This window comes from Streptomyces sp. NPDC002853 (assembly GCF_053591915.1).
This window is the reverse complement of the sequence record NZ_JBSFUS010000014.1, coordinates 65,728-79,460: the sequence shown is the minus strand read 5'-3', so window position 1 is coordinate 79,460 and position 13,733 is coordinate 65,728. Positions and strand designations below refer to the sequence as shown.

The window sequence follows — 13,733 nt, the reverse complement described above, 5'->3', positions numbered from 1 at the left end:
GAAGCCGGCTGTGTTGCCTACCAGGGTCCAGCTCAGTTGTCCGTTGGTGATTGAGCCGAGCCACCAGTTCTGGTCGCCGGGGTAGTGGAAGATGAGATCGGTTTTTCCGTCGCCGGTGAAGTCGCCCGTCCAGAACGGGCGGCCGTCGGCCAGGTCCCCGAACCCGCTGGTGTCGCCGACGTCACTGAACGCGAGTGTGCCCGTACTTGTTCGCCCCAGGTACCAGTGCTGGCGGGCCGGAGAGTAGTACAGGACGTCGACCCCCGGCTGCCCGCGAAAGCGCCCCAGCCACACGTTTCGTGTGCTCGGGTAGACGCCGGGGTACATCGTGGCCACAGCCCCCCGGTCACCCACGCTCAGGCCGTCGCGCTGGCCCATGAGGACGCCGGGCGGCAGGGGTTGTTCCGCCACGATGGTCGTCTTCGGCTGGCCCGTCGCGGGATTGATGACACCAAAGTCGTTTGACCCGTAGTGCATTATCGATCCGTAGTCGTACGGCCCTACGTCATCGCCGTCGGAGATGTGCTGGTCGAAGTTGTGGCCCTTGCCGGGCTCGACGTTCGCCCAGATGATGCTGACAAAAAGATCGCGGTCCTCGCGGCTCTGCTCGTGCCAGAGCCCCACTGCATGGCCGACCTCATGGATGGTCCCACCGGTGCCGCAGCCGTCGCCGATCTCGATGTTCTGGGCCCCGCCCTGACGGCCGATCAAGGACCGGCATACCGGGGCATCACGGAAGTTCACCCAGGCCGCATCGGAGCCGGTACGTGGGCGCAGAGCGAGGCGAGTCCGGTCGTGCCAGTGAGCGATTGCCTGTTGTATGGCGGTCCGGGCACCAGGTGTCAGGGAATCGTCCAGGACGAACGGCACCACTCCGCCGGGCCACCGTTGCCCCTGCCAGGGGACTACGACCGCGGCTGGGCCGACGCGCTCGTGCTTCGTCAGGTCGACGGCACCGCCCTCCACGACCCCGTCCCCGACACCGACCCCGCGCTGTGCCAGCTTCTCCCGCAACTCGGCTGTTCGCCTCTGAACGTCCTCGTCCAGGCCGAGAACGATGTCGCCCTCGACGATGGCTTGACCGTCGACCACCGCGTACCGGACGGCGCGCACCTCGAACGTCTCGCCAGTGATGAGCGCCGTCCTGACGACCGTCCCGCCGTCCTGCTCACCGGAATCGCCCCCTGGCGTCCCGTTGCGGACCTGCTCAGGCTGCAGCTGTTCGTCGGCCATGACAGCCCCCTTCGATCGCCCTCCAGGGTGGTGAGAACGAGACAAGCACCGCTGCCGCCCGGCCGATAGCTGCGAACAGGCCACCGTGGAGGGCACGGGGCCAGAGCCTGCTCTGCGGAGCACGTCTGGGCCCGGGACCGCAACGACTCGCCTTGAGTGGGGGTTTCAGCTGGCGGGTTGGCGGGCTGGCGGCAAGCAGGGCAGTCGTAATCATGTGACGTCCCCCCCAACTGAGCAGGGGCGAATACTGCCAGGCCTCGCCGGCCGTGTACGTACGTCTCGCTGTTCGGGCCGCCGGCAAACTCCAGCCCTTCGCGGTTGATGCGCGCATCGGAAGTGGATCGCTCAGGGCTGCTGGATACTCATCTCCGCCTTCTCCTCCTGTACGTCCGTGCTGCCGACCGCCGCGCCCGCGCCGACGAGGACCGCGACGGCCGTCGCCACGCCGACAGCCGCAAGCCGCAAGCGCGGCCGGCGTCGCTGCACGGGCGGTTCTGCGGCAGGTGTAACAGGCACGGCAGGTGTAACAGGCAAGACGGGCAAGACGGGCAAGACGGGCGGGGCGGACACGACAGGCGTGACAGAGGGCTGTGCGCCCATCGCCAGTTCCCGGCGAGCGGCCACCCATCGCCGGGTGGCGTCGGCGTCGAGACCGCATGCGACGACGAAGGCGACGAGGACGGCCTCACGGGGCAGGCTGTCCCGGCGCAGCATGGTCGCGGCAGTCGAGTACGGCAGCACCTCACCCGCCGTGGCAGCCGCACGTTCCAGTTCCCGGTAGCTGAGGCCCGACCAGGCCTTGAGGCGGCGCAACTCCGCCATGAACGCGGGTGTTTCGGCGGTGTGGGGCGGCACGGGCGGTGGCGTCATGCGGGTCCCTCCGGTTCCGGTGTACGTCGCTGACCTGTGTCTGAGCAGACTCGCACAAGCTCGAACAGCTCATCCGTTGAACGAGCCCGGCAGCGGCGATCAGCTAGGTCTCACATCTGTCGTCGTTGTCTTGGAGGCATACGTGGACCGCCTCGGTTCCCTCGCGCTGTCACTCGTGCTCGCCCTCGTCGGGTGCTCGGATGTGCGCACCGTGGGCACAACACGGTCCGGGCCCGGTGGCGGAAAGGCGGGAGAGGCCCCGGCGAGCCGGGACTCGGCGGATCCGGACATCGACCACTACCTCGACCGCGAACTCCCGCCAGGGGCGGGCATTACGGTGGCCGCCGCCCAAGGGGGCAAACTCAAGCACTGCGCGGGCCGCGGACTCGCCGACCATTCGGCGAAGACCCCCGCGACCTGCGACACCGTGTACGACGTCATGTCGATCACGAAGCAGTTCACCGCCGCCGCGATCCTGAAGCTGGAGATGAGCGGCAAGCTCCGGGTGAGCGACCGGATCGGTGCGCATCTGGGTTCCGTGCCCAAGGACAAGCGGGCCATCACCCTGCATCAGCTCCTTACGCACACGGCGGGCCTGCCCGAATCGCTCGGCGACGACTACGACCCGCTGTCGCGATCGGAGCTGTTGGCCGGGGTGTTGAAGGCCCGGCTGCGGTCGGCTCCTGGCAAGGAGTTCCGCTATTCGAATGTCGGCTACAGCGTGCTCGCCGCGATCGTCGAGAAGGTCTCGGGCGTGAGCTACGAACGCTTCCTGGCCGAGAACCTGTTCCGGCCCGCCGGGATGACCCGCACCGGCTATGTGCTGCCCGCCTGGAAGCGCGAGGAGGTCGCCGTCGAGTATGACCGGCATGGGCGCGCGCAGGGACGGCCGATGGATCATCCGTGGGCGGCCGACGGCCCGTCCTGGAATCTGCGCGGCAACGGCGGGATGCTCTCCACGGCCCGGGACATGTTCCGTTGGCATCGCGCCCTCACCGGCGACAGCGTCCTGTCCGCGACCGCGAAGCGCAAGCTGTTCGCCCCACAGGTGCGGGTGCCGGAGCTGGACGGGGCCTATGGCTACGGCTGGGTCGTCGTCGACTCCGATGACGGCCGGGTCGCCTGGCATGACGGGGGCAACGACTGGTCGTTGGCGACGCTCGCGAAGTTCCGACGCGACGGGATCATGGTGTTCTGGGTGAGCAATCAGGCGTACCAGAAGGGGAAGTGGAACCTCGAGGACGATCAGATGAAGCTGACTCATGGCATCGCTGAGCGGCTACGACGCCGCGCCTGACGAACGAACGGCAAGGGCCTTTGGTGCGGGCCCGGTTGGCACCGGGCCCGCTGAACAGCCAACGGAAAGACCAGCGGGTCGACACGCGTGAAGAAGGCGCCCGCGCCGGTGGCAACCCGTGGGGTGCTTGGCGCTACCCCCGAGGCGACTCGGGCGACTCGGGCGGCGTCGCAGCGTGCCGACGCCCGCGGCCCACTGCGAGGGTGGCCAGGGCGGCTACGGCGAAGGAGAGCAGGGAGGCGCTCATCCACGGCTGGACGGTGAGGCCCACGGCGTCCTGCAGCCAGGCCCAGAAGTCGGACCAGCCGGCGATGTTCGTGGGTGCGATCAGCTGGTAGGCGGCGAAGCCGAGTGTCCAGGGCAGCAGCATGACCCAGCGGGTGGGGGCCTGTTCGGAGACGTCCCAGGCGCGGTGGCCGCCGAGCACGAAGAAGTCCACGACGAGGACGGCGAACATCGGGATGAAGACCGCGCCGATCAGGTAGAGGAAGCTGGCGTAGCTGTCCATGTTCACCAGGAGGGCCAGGACGGTGGCCAGGGTGCCGCTGATCAGGCACAGGACGCGGCGGTCCGCCCGGGGGAGCAGGTTCTGGGCGGACACGGCGGTGGAGTAGACATTGGCGAAGGACTGGTCGACCTCGCGCAGCACCAGGACACCGAAGCAGATCACGCCGACGCTGGTGGCGGTGAAAGGGTCGAAGACCTTGTACGGGTCGGTGCTGTCGAACGCGATCACCGCGAGGGCGGCCACTCCGAGGACCGAGCCCGCGACGCCCGCGAGGGTCTGGCCGACGACCAGGCCACCGAACGCAGCCTTTTCGCTGCGGGAGTGGCGCGAGTAGTCGGCGACCAACGGCAGCCAGGAGATCGACACGGCGATCACGCTGTCGGCGGCGAACCAGAAGTCCTTCCAGGAGCCGCCCTCCATCGGGATGCCGCGGTCTACCAGGTCCCAGCCGAGGTAGCAGATGGCCAGGACGACGGCGATGGTGACGTAGCGGCGGATGAGCCGCAGCGCGCCGAGCGGGCGCAGCGTGAGCGCCGTCGTCACCGCGCCCGCGACGAGCACGTACAGCCAGCCGGGTCCCGGTTCGCCGAAGGCCTGGCGGGCCAGGATCTTCAAGCCGGTGGAGATGACCACCAGTTCGAAGACGGCCCAGCCGACCATTTGCAGCACGTTGAGGACGGTGGGCAGGTAGGACGCCTTCGCGCCGAACAGGCCGCGCAGCAGCACCATCGAGGGCGCTCCGGTGCGGGCTCCGGTGATGGCAGCCAGGCCGAGGGCGAGGGTGCCGATCAGGGTGCCGACGACGGACGCGGTGACGGCGGCGGCGAACGACAAGGTCGGACTGCCGGTGCCCAGCGGGTCGAGGACGACCAGCATGCCGCTGAAGCCGAGCAGGCTGACCCCCAGATTGGCCCAGAAGGTGCCTTGGTCCAGGGCGGTCAGGATCTTGGGGGTGGGCTGGTCGAGGGTGAGCGGCGCCTCGTTCGCCGGGGCCGCGGCCGGGGCCGGTGGTGGGGTCGTGGGTTCGGTGGTGGTCGTCACTTCGCGAGCTCCGAAACCTGGGCGGGAGCGGCGCCAAAGGGCCAGGACTCCACGCGCCAGGCGGCGTCCCAGAACATCCACTCCCAGGTGGAGGCAGTGGTGAAGACCGTACGCATGCGTGCGCGGGTGGCCGGGTCGGCCTGGTCCGCGAGCCGGTTGACGATCTGTCGGGCGTGTTCGGTGGCGGCTTCGAACTCCTCGTCGGCGTAGGTGCCGATCCAGTCGCCGTAGGGATGGGCAGTCAGGTCGCCGGCCTGTTCGAGGAGCTTGCGGCCCACCTCGGCGTAGATCCAGAAGCAGGGCAGGACCGCGGCGGCCAGCTCCGGGTAGCCCTGGGTGTGGGCCACGGAGAGCAGGTAGGAGGTGTATCCGGTGCAGGTGGGGGAGGGGGTCCAGGCATCTACGTCGACGACGTTGGTCTCGTGCAGGGTGCTTTCGACGGCGACGGCGTCGTGGGCGGACTTCGCGAAGAACGCGATGTCTTGTGGCCGGTCCGCCTTCGCGGCGGCGCTGGCCAGCGCACGAGCGTAGTCGCGCAGGTAGAGGGCGTCCTGGGCCAGGTAGTAGACGAACTTCTCCCGGTCCAGGGTGCCGTCGCCGAGACCGGTGACGAACGGCAGCTTGTCGATGGCCGAACGTATCTCGGCCGTGGCGGTCCACAGCTCGTCGCAGAACGTCGTGGTCATGGGTGCTCAGCTCCAGTACTGGTGGAAGTGGTGGACGGGGCCGTGGCCGTGGCCCACCCGCAGGGTGTCGGCCGCGCGCAGGGCCCCGGTCAGGTAGTCCTTCGCGGCGCGGACAGCGGTGTTCCAGTCGTTGCGCTGCGGGCGGAGGGCGGCGATGGCTGCGGAGAGGGTGCAGCCGGTGCCATGGGTGTTGCGCGTGTTCACGCGAGGCGCGGACAGCTCGGTGACGCCCGCGCCCAGGACGCCTGTCGCGTCAGAGGTGTCAGTGGCGTCTACGAGGATGTCGACGGATGCTGCGTCGTGTGTGTGGTGGCCGCCCTTGAGCAGGACGCGCCGGGCGCCGGCCTGGAGGAGTGCGCGGGCCTGCTCGACGGCGTCGGTCCGGTTCTGTGCGGCGGCGATGCCGAGGAGGTCGCAGGCCTCGGGGAGGTTGGGGGTGATGAGGTCGGCGAGCGGCAGGAGGCGCTCGCGCAGCACTGCCACCGCATCGGCCTCCAGGAGGCGGTGGCCGCTGGTCGAGACCATGACGGGGTCGAGGACGACGTATCGGGGGCGGTGCCGCTCCAAGGCGTCCGCGACGGCTGCGGCGATGGCGGCGTCGGCCAGCATTCCGATCTTGACGGCGTCCACCCGGACGTCGGCGAACAGGGTGTCGAGCTGCTCGGTGACGAACGCCGGAGGGACGGCATGGATGCCGGTGACACCTTGGGTGTTCTGCGCGGTCAGGGCGGTCAGAACGGCTGTTCCGTAGGCGCCGTTGGCGGAGAACGCCTTCAAGTCGGCTTGGATCCCGGCGCCTCCGGAGGGGTCGCTGGCGGCGATGGTGAGGGCGATGGGCGGGCTGATCACGCGGGGACCTCCTGGCGCAGGATGCGGACGAGTGAACGCGCTGCGGCCTCGGGGTCGGGCTGCCCGCAGACCGCGCTGACGACAGCGATCCCGGCCGCACCACTTCCCCTGACCGCGGCGGCCTCGGACAGGCCGATCCCGCCGATGGCCACGCACGGCAGCGGGCTGGCCCGGACGATCCGGGCCAGGCCGCCCAGACCGAGCGGGGCGTCCGCGTCCGGCTTGGTGGACTGCGGGAAGACCGGACCGACACCGAGGTGGTCGACGGCATCCGGTATATGTGCCAGTTGCTCGGGACGGCTGACGGACAGGCCGATGTAGGCATGGGGACCGAGGCGGCGCCGGGCGGTCACGGGGGAGACATCCCGCTGCCCCAGGTGGACGCCGTCCGCGTCCAGCCGGACCGCCACATCGAGGCGATCATTGACGATCAAGGGGACACCGGTGCCGGCGAGTTCGGCCTGGATCGCCTGGCCGAGCGCGAACAGCGTACGGGCGTCCGCGTCCGGATCGCGCAACTGGACAGCGGTGACACCGCCCTTGACGGCGGCTGCCACGGTGGCGGCGACACCGCGGTCGCCGCAGAGTCGGGTATCGGTGACGAGATACAGCGATAGGTCAAGTGGTGGTCGCATGGGTTGCTCCTTGGGGGTCGCCCGGCCGGGGAAAACCGCGGGAAACGCAGCGGGAGGTGCGGGGACAGAGAGGGTCCTGACGCGCAGGAACTTGAGATATCCGCAGGGGTAGGTCTGTGTCTGCGAGGGTGCTGAGGTCGCACCTCAGGTCGGGCGGGGGCTGTTCAGCAGGTGGTGTCCAGGCCGACCGATCGGCGCGGACCCCCACAACACGCTTGATCTCAGCGCAGGTTGAGAGCCTCGGCGAGCCGGTCCGGGCTGAGCTCGTACAGCGCGTCGATCAGTGCGACCGCGAACGTGCCGGGCCCCGTCGAGCGAGTGGCGGCGTTCTCCGCGGCCACGGTGAGCAGGCCCGACGCGGCAGTGGCGGCCAGCAGCGCGTCGCCGGTGACGGCGGTGCAAGCGGCCACCAGGGCGCCGAGTGAGCAGCCGGTTCCCGTCACCCGTTGGAGCAGCGGGTGCCCATTGGCTACTCGCACCACGCGCGTCCCGTCCGTGAGGACGTCCTCCGGGCCGCTCACGGCGACCGCGCAGCCGTAGCGCCGGCTCAGCGCGAGGGCTGCGGCCAGCGCCGCCTCGGGGGCGTCCGTGCTGTCCACGCCGCGCCCGCCGGAGCCGCCGCTGTCCAGGGCCAGGATCTCGGAGGCATTGCCGCGAATGACCGCTGGGGGTGCGCTATCCAGGAGTTCGTGGGCGAGGCCGGTGCGCCAAGGCAGCGGACCGACCGCCACCGGGTCGAGCACCCACGGGCGTCCGGACCCGGCCGCTTCTTTGACCGCGACGCGCATCGCCTCCGCCGTCACGGACGTCACCGTCCCCAGGTTGACCAGGACGCTGCCGGCCACTCGGGCCAGTGCTCCGGCCTCTTCCGCGCTGTGCACCATCGCCGGGGCGGCCCCCGCGGCGAGCAGCACGTTCGCGGTGAACTGCGACACCACGACGTTGGTCAGGCAGTGCACGAGGGGTGCGGAGGACCGCAGAGACGCGATCACGTCCGCCACGGCATCACGGGGAACGGCAGGGCCGTTTTGGGCAGATATGGAGGCAGTATCCATCGTCAGCACTCTTCCTACGCCGGCATTACCCGGTCCAGGTTCATGCGGTCGGCGGAAAGGGGAGCAAGTCCCGTCCGCCCTCTCAGCCCGGCTACTCCCGAGCTCCCGCGGTGGTCACCACGCAATGTACCTCCCTCGGGAACGGGAGTTCGCACTTGGGGCCGACGACGACGCGACACGGCTCTCTTGGAACGGTGTCGTGGAGCACCACCACCCTCGGTCCCTCAGTACGCGCCTGGCCCCGCCGGCGCGGCGAGGAGGCGCACCTGGAGGGTCACTCGGCGTTCTTCTGCAACAGGCAGTCGTACCCCAGCTGCAGGGTGTCGGAGATCGCCAGGGTGGTGAGTCCGCCCGTCACGGTTCGGGTGGCACCCGGCCACAGCAGGTGGGCCCCGGTCAGGGTGGTGGTCACCCAGACGCTGAGGCAGAACGGGCAGGTGACCAGTTCGCCCACGGTCGACCTACGAATCCCTCCGCGGGGGGATTCGCTCACCTCGGCGGGGCCGGTCGCCGACTCGTAGCGTGTGAACAGCGCCCGGAGCGGGCTTGTGACGGTTCCCTTGCTGAGCAGTCGGCTCAGCCGGAACACGGCGGTCGCCGTCAGCAGGATGTCCAAGGGTTCGTGGCGGTCCGGCAGGTCGGTCTTCCGCCGGGCGACCACCGCACCCCAGGCGGCTGTGTACGCGGCGAACGCGACTACGGCACCGGCATGCCCTCGCAGTTGGCGGTCCTCACTCGGCGCGTACGCGCGGCCGACGCGCCGGAGGGCTTCCCCGATCCGGTGGACACGGGTGTCTTCCGGGTGTGCATCGCGGTTCACGACATCCTCCGTCGGATGGGGCGGTGGTTGATCTGGTCGGGTCGGTGACGACCCATGTATCCGTCATGACCCGTAGGAAACGGTGCGGGCGGCCTGCTGGGCAGTGAGTGCGCTGTTCGTGCGCACCGACCACACCCGATTCCAGTTCCGTCGGTACGAGGGCCAGGACTGGGGGAGCAGAGACGGATACGCCCGGGGGAGGGCCGGGTGGTGACACTGGGTGCCCGGCGCCTCCCCGCGCTCGAAAGGGGGTCAGACCTTCGTCGGGAACCGCTCCCAGGCTCGGTGCGCGCCCATCAGAGCGGTCAGTTCACCGAGGACGCGGGCGCCGGTGGCGCCGCTGATGACGCCCGGTGCGTCCGCCGCGATGCCCGTCGCGGCCAGGGCGGTCTCCGCGCCGGCCCAGCCGCCGATGGCCTTGCCGTGGCGGAAGGCTTCCGCCAGCAGCAACAGGACCCGCGGGTCGGTGACGGCGGTCTTCTTTCGGGCGGCGTGCTTGCGGCCCTTTCCTGCCTTTGCGTCCCTGGCCGCGAACGCGTCCGCGCCCGAGCCGAGCGGGCCCGCCAGCAGCAGTGCGTCGTACTCGACCGAGCGGGCGGTGGCGTAGGTGCGCTGCACGGTGAGCGGGTCGCCGGAGGTGTCCAGCTTGCCGCCGGACGGGGCGATGACGAGGGGCACCATCCCGGCGTCGAGGATGTCCTGACGCACTTCCCGCACCCCGTCGAGGTCACAGTCGGCGTCGGCGACAATGCCGATGATCCGGCCGTCCAGCGGCCACGTGTGGCCGACCTGGGAGAGGGCGGGGCTCGGGGTGGGGTTCGCCAGCTTCACCGTGGGTGCCGGCACGGGCAGGCCGAGTCCGGCCGCGACCTGCTCGCTCAGCAGGGGGTCGATGTTGGCGAGCACCTGCAGCGCCCGCTCCTTGATGGCCTGCTCGTAGCACTTGCCCAGTTCGAACGTGTAGGCGGCGATGATGTGTTCGCGCTCGATGTCGCTCATGCTCAGCCAGAACAAGCGGGGCTGGCTGAAGTGGTCGTCGAAGGAGGCGGGAGCCTCGCGGACCTTTCGGCCCTTCGGGACCGTCACCGGCCGCTCGACGTAGGCCCCCATGTCTTCCCCGGCCATGAACGGACAGCCACCGTCGAGGGAGTTGGGCTTGTACGGGGCCGCTCCGCGGTGCACGGCCGTCTGGTGCATGCCGTCGCGCAGCATGTCGTTGACGGGGGCGTGCGGGCGGTTGATCGGCAGCTGGGCGAAGTTGGGGCCGCCGAGCCGGGTGATCTGGGTGTCGAGGTAGGAGAACAGGCGACCGGCCAGCAGGGGGTCGTCGGTGACGTCGATGCCGGGTACCAGGTGGCCGACGTGGAAGGCGACCTGCTCGGTCTCGGCGAAGAAGTTGCTGGGGTTGGCGTTGAGGGTGAGCAACCCGACCGGCTGCACCGGGGCCAGTTCCTCGGGCACGATCTTCGTCGAGTCGAGCAGATCGATGCCCTCAAACGTCTGGTCGGCGGTGTCGGGGAACACCTGGACGCCCAGCTCCCACTGCGGGTAGGCGCCGGCCTCGATCGCGTCGGCCAGGTCGCGGCGGTGGAAGTCCGGGTCCACGCCATTGGTGATCTGCGCTTCCTCCCAGACCAGGGAGTGCACACCCAGCTTCGGTTTCCAGTGGAACTTCACCAGCGACGTCGCACCGTCGGTGTTGACCAGGCGGAAGGTGTGGACGCCGAAGCCCTCCATCATGCGGTACGAGCGCGGGATGCCGCGGTCCGACATGTTCCACAGAGTGTGGTGGGTGGCTTCGGTGTGCAGGGTGACGAAGTCCCAGAACGTGTCGTGCGCGCTCTGTGCCTGCGGGATCTCCCGGTCGGGGTGCGGCTTGCCCGCGTGGATGATGTCGGGGAACTTGATCGCGTCCTGGATGAAGAAGACCGGGATGTTGTTGCCGACCAGGTCGAAGGTGCCTTCAGCGGTGTAGAACTTCGTGGCGAAACCGCGGGTGTCCCGGACGGTGTCGGCGGATCCACGGGAGCCGAGGACGGTGGAGAAGCGGACGAACACCGGGGTCTCGACGCCCTTGCCCAGGAAGGCCGCCTTGGTGACCGCGGAGGCGGTCCCGTAGCCCTCGAAGACGCCGTGCGCGGCGGCGCCGCGGGCGTGGACGACGCGCTCGGGGATGCGTTCGTGGTCGAAGTGGGTGATCTTCTCGCGCAGGTGGTGGTCCTGGAGGAGGACCGGGCCGCGCGGGCCCGCCTTGAGGGAGTGGTCCGTTTCGTACAGCCGGGCGCCCTGTGCGGTGGTCAGGTAGGTCTCGCCCTGTGCCATGTACTCGGGGTCCGCGGCGGTTGCCTGACCGGTCGGACTGACGGTGGCCGGGCCGCTCTGGTCGGGCTTGGGCGGCAGCGGGGGGCGCGGGGTGGTGGGCTCGGCGACCGGCGGACTCTCGGCGCCGGGTTTGCCCGGGACGCCGTCGGCGGGGCCGGTGCCCGGGGTCAGGGCGTCGACGGCTTTCTTGGCCACGGCCTTCAGGGGAGTGCGTTTGCGCCCCTGCTTGGGCTTCGCCGCCGCTGCCGACTTCTTGGCTGCCGATTTCTTGGCGGTTGGCTCTTTGGTGGCCAGCTTCTTGGCCGTCTGCTTGGCGGCGGTCGGCTTCTCCGCCACCGGTGGGGTCTTCTTGGCCGTCTTCTTTCCCGCGGGTTTGCCCGCGGCCGTCGCAGACGAGGCGGTCTTCTTCGTCAGCTTCTTGGCAGGTTTCTGGCCCGGCATGCGTTCTCCAACCGTGGGGGGTGCGTGAGGTGCAGCTGAGGGGGGCGATGTTCAGGTGTTCAGGGGACGGTGTCGCCGATCGGTTCACGCAGGGCCGTACGCCCCTCGCGCCAGGCGGCGAGAAGGTGCTCACCCAGCCGGCCCTCCAGGAAGCCGGTTGACCGGATGCCGAACGCGATGTCGGGGGCGAGCGCGGGCTCGTCCTCCAGGAGGCCGCCGATCACGTCGCGTCGTACGACTTGCTCATGGACGGCGTCCGCTTCCACATGCTCTTCGTAGAATCGCAGGGCAGTGGGCCCGGCGCCTGCCTTGTGCAGCGCCTGGGCGAGTCGGCGGGAGCCGGGGGGTGAGGTGATCTCGACGGTCGCGAAGTGCCCGACGAGGGCCCCGCGCAGTCTGCGGTGCAGGCCGAAGAGGGACATCTGGTTCACCGTCGCCAGGGCCTGAGCCGGAGCCGCGTCGAGGTAGCGCCCGTACGTGGTCTCCAGGCCGAGGTCGGCCATCAAGTCGGCGAAGAGCTGAGCGTGGATGTCCTCCGCGCGCCCGCCGCCGAACTCATCGAACTCGATGGCGACCATGGCGGCTTTGGCGCGCCCGCGCAGCCGCGGCACGACCCACAGATGGGGGTCGGCTTCCTTGAGGTGGTAGAGCGAACGCAGGGCTGCGTACTCGCGCAGTTTCCAGAGTTCACCGCCGGCCTTGAGATGGTGGCTGACGCTGTGACCGTCGTCGCCGACAGGTTCGACGAGCAGCTCTCCGACCGCCTCGTCCACGCTCGCGGCAATCGGCGTATCGGCCCGCAGTGCGGTGAGGAAGCGGTGCTCGGCCGCGGCCCGGACACGCAGCAGATCGGGGTCCCATTCGCAGAGCTCACCGACGCCCTCGAAGCCGCGGTAGTGCAGCTCGTACAGGAGGTAGAGGCAGAGCTGTAGGTCATCGCCGTACGGCTGGGCGCGGGCGACGTCCTCGGGACCGGGCAACACGGCGCTTTCGCCGGCAAGGGCGCGCAATACGCGGTGGGAGAGGTCCCCGCGCGGGGCGGGGAGGGCCGGAGCCATGGAGCAGGGCTGGTCGGTGACGGTCACGGCCGATGTGCCTTCCTGCGGGGGGCGGTGCTCGTGTCCGGAGCCGGGTTCCCCATGCCGGGCCGGACAGGCGTCCGGTGGCTGGAGTCGGGTGACCGTGACCCGGCGTGCGCAGTCCCTCGGTCAGCGCTTCTCGGCACGGATGATCACCAGTTCTTCCTTGTCCTCCCCGGGTCCGAGCAGCCCGCGCTCGCGCAACCAGGTGAGCCGCTCCCGCATGACGGGACCGAGCGGAACATACGCGCGGTCGCTGACTGCGGACCGCAACCCGGCCTCCCTCAGGCGTCGCAGGCTCGCTTCGGGTCCGCTGACCGCGGAGTGCACCAGCAGGAGCGTCCCGCCCGGACGCAGGGCCCGGGGTGCGGCTTCGCAGATCCGGTCCAGGAGGACGCGGCCGTCGGGGCCGGCGTTCCAGGCGCGGGCGGAGCCACGGTTGGGCAGGACCGCGGGCGGGGCCGGGACATAGGGCGGGTTGCTGACTATCAGGTCGAAGGTGCGCCCTGGCAGGGCATCGAGGAGGTCGCCACGGTGGACGGCGACCCGCTGCCGGGCGAGCAGGGCGTTGAGACGGGCCGTGAGGACCGCACGGCGGGAGATGTCGACGGCTGTCGCATGGGCCCCCAGCCGGGCGGCATGGGCGGCCAGTACACCGCTGCCCGAGCACAGATCGAGGACGTCCAGACCGGCCACGTTCTCACGGTGCATGGCCTCGGCCAGAAAATAGCTGTCGGCCTGCGGGGCGTAGACCCCCGGAAGCCGCAGAACTCTGCCAAAAACCGGTCGGCGGCGAGGGGCGTCGACGGTGGTCACAGGGCCTCCATGCTGATCAGGGCGGTCACCCACCGAGCCCCACGGGGGCAGCTTCAACAATCCAGACTCCGCCTGTTACCG

12 protein-coding genes and 1 riboswitch are annotated in these 13,733 nt (G+C 69.9%); of the genes, 1 reads left to right on the top strand and 11 read right to left on the bottom strand.

Annotated features, from left to right (window positions below):
* On the bottom strand, window positions 1-1,233 hold a 1,233-nt coding region (locus ACWD02_RS34080; protein ID WP_451217859.1), incomplete at its 3' end, for a M12 family metallopeptidase.
* A gap of 345 nt (window positions 1,234-1,578) precedes the next feature.
* On the bottom strand, window positions 1,579-2,103 hold the full coding sequence (locus ACWD02_RS34075) for a helix-turn-helix domain-containing protein (protein WP_451217856.1): 525 nt from the start codon (window positions 2,101-2,103) through the stop codon (window positions 1,579-1,581).
* A 142-nt stretch (window positions 2,104-2,245) separates the two neighbouring features.
* Between ACWD02_RS34075 and ACWD02_RS34070 the strand changes: the two genes are divergently transcribed.
* Window positions 2,246-3,400, top strand: coding sequence for a serine hydrolase domain-containing protein (locus ACWD02_RS34070; RefSeq protein ID WP_451217854.1), 1,155 nt, complete (start codon window positions 2,246-2,248; stop codon window positions 3,398-3,400).
* 133 nt (window positions 3,401-3,533) lie between these two features.
* Here ACWD02_RS34070 and ACWD02_RS34065 read toward each other — a convergent pair whose 3' ends face one another.
* From ACWD02_RS34065 to ACWD02_RS34025, 9 genes are all read right to left on the bottom strand, one after another.
* Window positions 3,534-4,949: a purine-cytosine permease family protein gene (locus ACWD02_RS34065; protein ID WP_451217851.1), complete on the bottom strand. Its 1,416-nt coding sequence runs from the start codon at window positions 4,947-4,949 to the stop codon at window positions 3,534-3,536.
* Window positions 4,946-5,635 (bottom strand): thiaminase II, encoded by a 690-nt coding sequence (tenA, locus tag ACWD02_RS34060; RefSeq protein WP_451217848.1) that lies wholly within the window; start codon window positions 5,633-5,635, stop codon window positions 4,946-4,948. The genes ACWD02_RS34065 and tenA overlap by 4 nt, the downstream gene beginning before the upstream one ends.
* A gap of 6 nt (window positions 5,636-5,641) precedes the next feature.
* Window positions 5,642-6,484: a bifunctional hydroxymethylpyrimidine kinase/phosphomethylpyrimidine kinase gene (thiD, locus tag ACWD02_RS34055; RefSeq protein WP_451217845.1), complete on the bottom strand. Its 843-nt coding sequence runs from the start codon at window positions 6,482-6,484 to the stop codon at window positions 5,642-5,644.
* On the bottom strand, window positions 6,481-7,119 hold the full coding sequence (gene thiE / locus ACWD02_RS34050; protein WP_451217842.1) for a thiamine phosphate synthase: 639 nt from the start codon (window positions 7,117-7,119) through the stop codon (window positions 6,481-6,483). The genes thiD and thiE overlap by 4 nt, the downstream gene beginning before the upstream one ends.
* A gap of 221 nt (window positions 7,120-7,340) precedes the next feature.
* Window positions 7,341-8,111 (bottom strand): hydroxyethylthiazole kinase, encoded by a 771-nt coding sequence (gene thiM, locus ACWD02_RS34045; RefSeq protein ID WP_451217840.1) that lies wholly within the window; start codon window positions 8,109-8,111, stop codon window positions 7,341-7,343.
* Between the two features lie 56 nt (window positions 8,112-8,167).
* A riboswitch (TPP riboswitch) is annotated at window positions 8,168-8,293 on the bottom strand.
* A gap of 155 nt (window positions 8,294-8,448) precedes the next feature.
* Window positions 8,449-8,994, bottom strand: a complete 546-nt coding sequence (locus ACWD02_RS34040; protein ID WP_451217837.1) for a DUF1360 domain-containing protein — start codon at window positions 8,992-8,994, stop codon at window positions 8,449-8,451.
* 252 nt (window positions 8,995-9,246) lie between these two features.
* On the bottom strand, window positions 9,247-11,757 hold the full coding sequence (locus tag ACWD02_RS34035; protein ID WP_451217834.1) for a catalase: 2,511 nt from the start codon (window positions 11,755-11,757) through the stop codon (window positions 9,247-9,249).
* Between the two features lie 59 nt (window positions 11,758-11,816).
* Window positions 11,817-12,815: an iron-containing redox enzyme family protein gene (locus ACWD02_RS34030; protein ID WP_451218471.1), complete on the bottom strand. Its 999-nt coding sequence runs from the start codon at window positions 12,813-12,815 to the stop codon at window positions 11,817-11,819.
* A gap of 150 nt (window positions 12,816-12,965) precedes the next feature.
* Entirely contained in the window at window positions 12,966-13,652 is a 687-nt protein-coding gene (locus tag ACWD02_RS34025) for a HemK2/MTQ2 family protein methyltransferase (RefSeq protein ID WP_451217831.1), read from the bottom strand.
* Between the last annotated feature and the right edge of the window lie 81 nt (window positions 13,653-13,733).

Excerpts from the sequence above, each read along its gene's own strand:
- ACWD02_RS34075 (WP_451217856.1), bottom strand. The coding sequence starts at position 2,103 with ATGACGCCACCGCCCGTGCCGCCCCACACCGCCGAAACACCCGCGTTC.
- ACWD02_RS34035 (WP_451217834.1), bottom strand. The coding sequence starts at position 11,757 with ATGCCGGGCCAGAAACCTGCCAAGAAGCTGACGAAGAAGACCGCCTCG.
- ACWD02_RS34030 (WP_451218471.1), bottom strand. The coding sequence starts at position 12,815 with ATGGCTCCGGCCCTCCCCGCCCCGCGCGGGGACCTCTCCCACCGCGTA.
- thiE (WP_451217842.1), bottom strand. The coding sequence starts at position 7,119 with ATGCGACCACCACTTGACCTATCGCTGTATCTCGTCACCGATACCCGA.
- tenA (WP_451217848.1), bottom strand. The coding sequence starts at position 5,635 with ATGACCACGACGTTCTGCGACGAGCTGTGGACCGCCACGGCCGAGATA.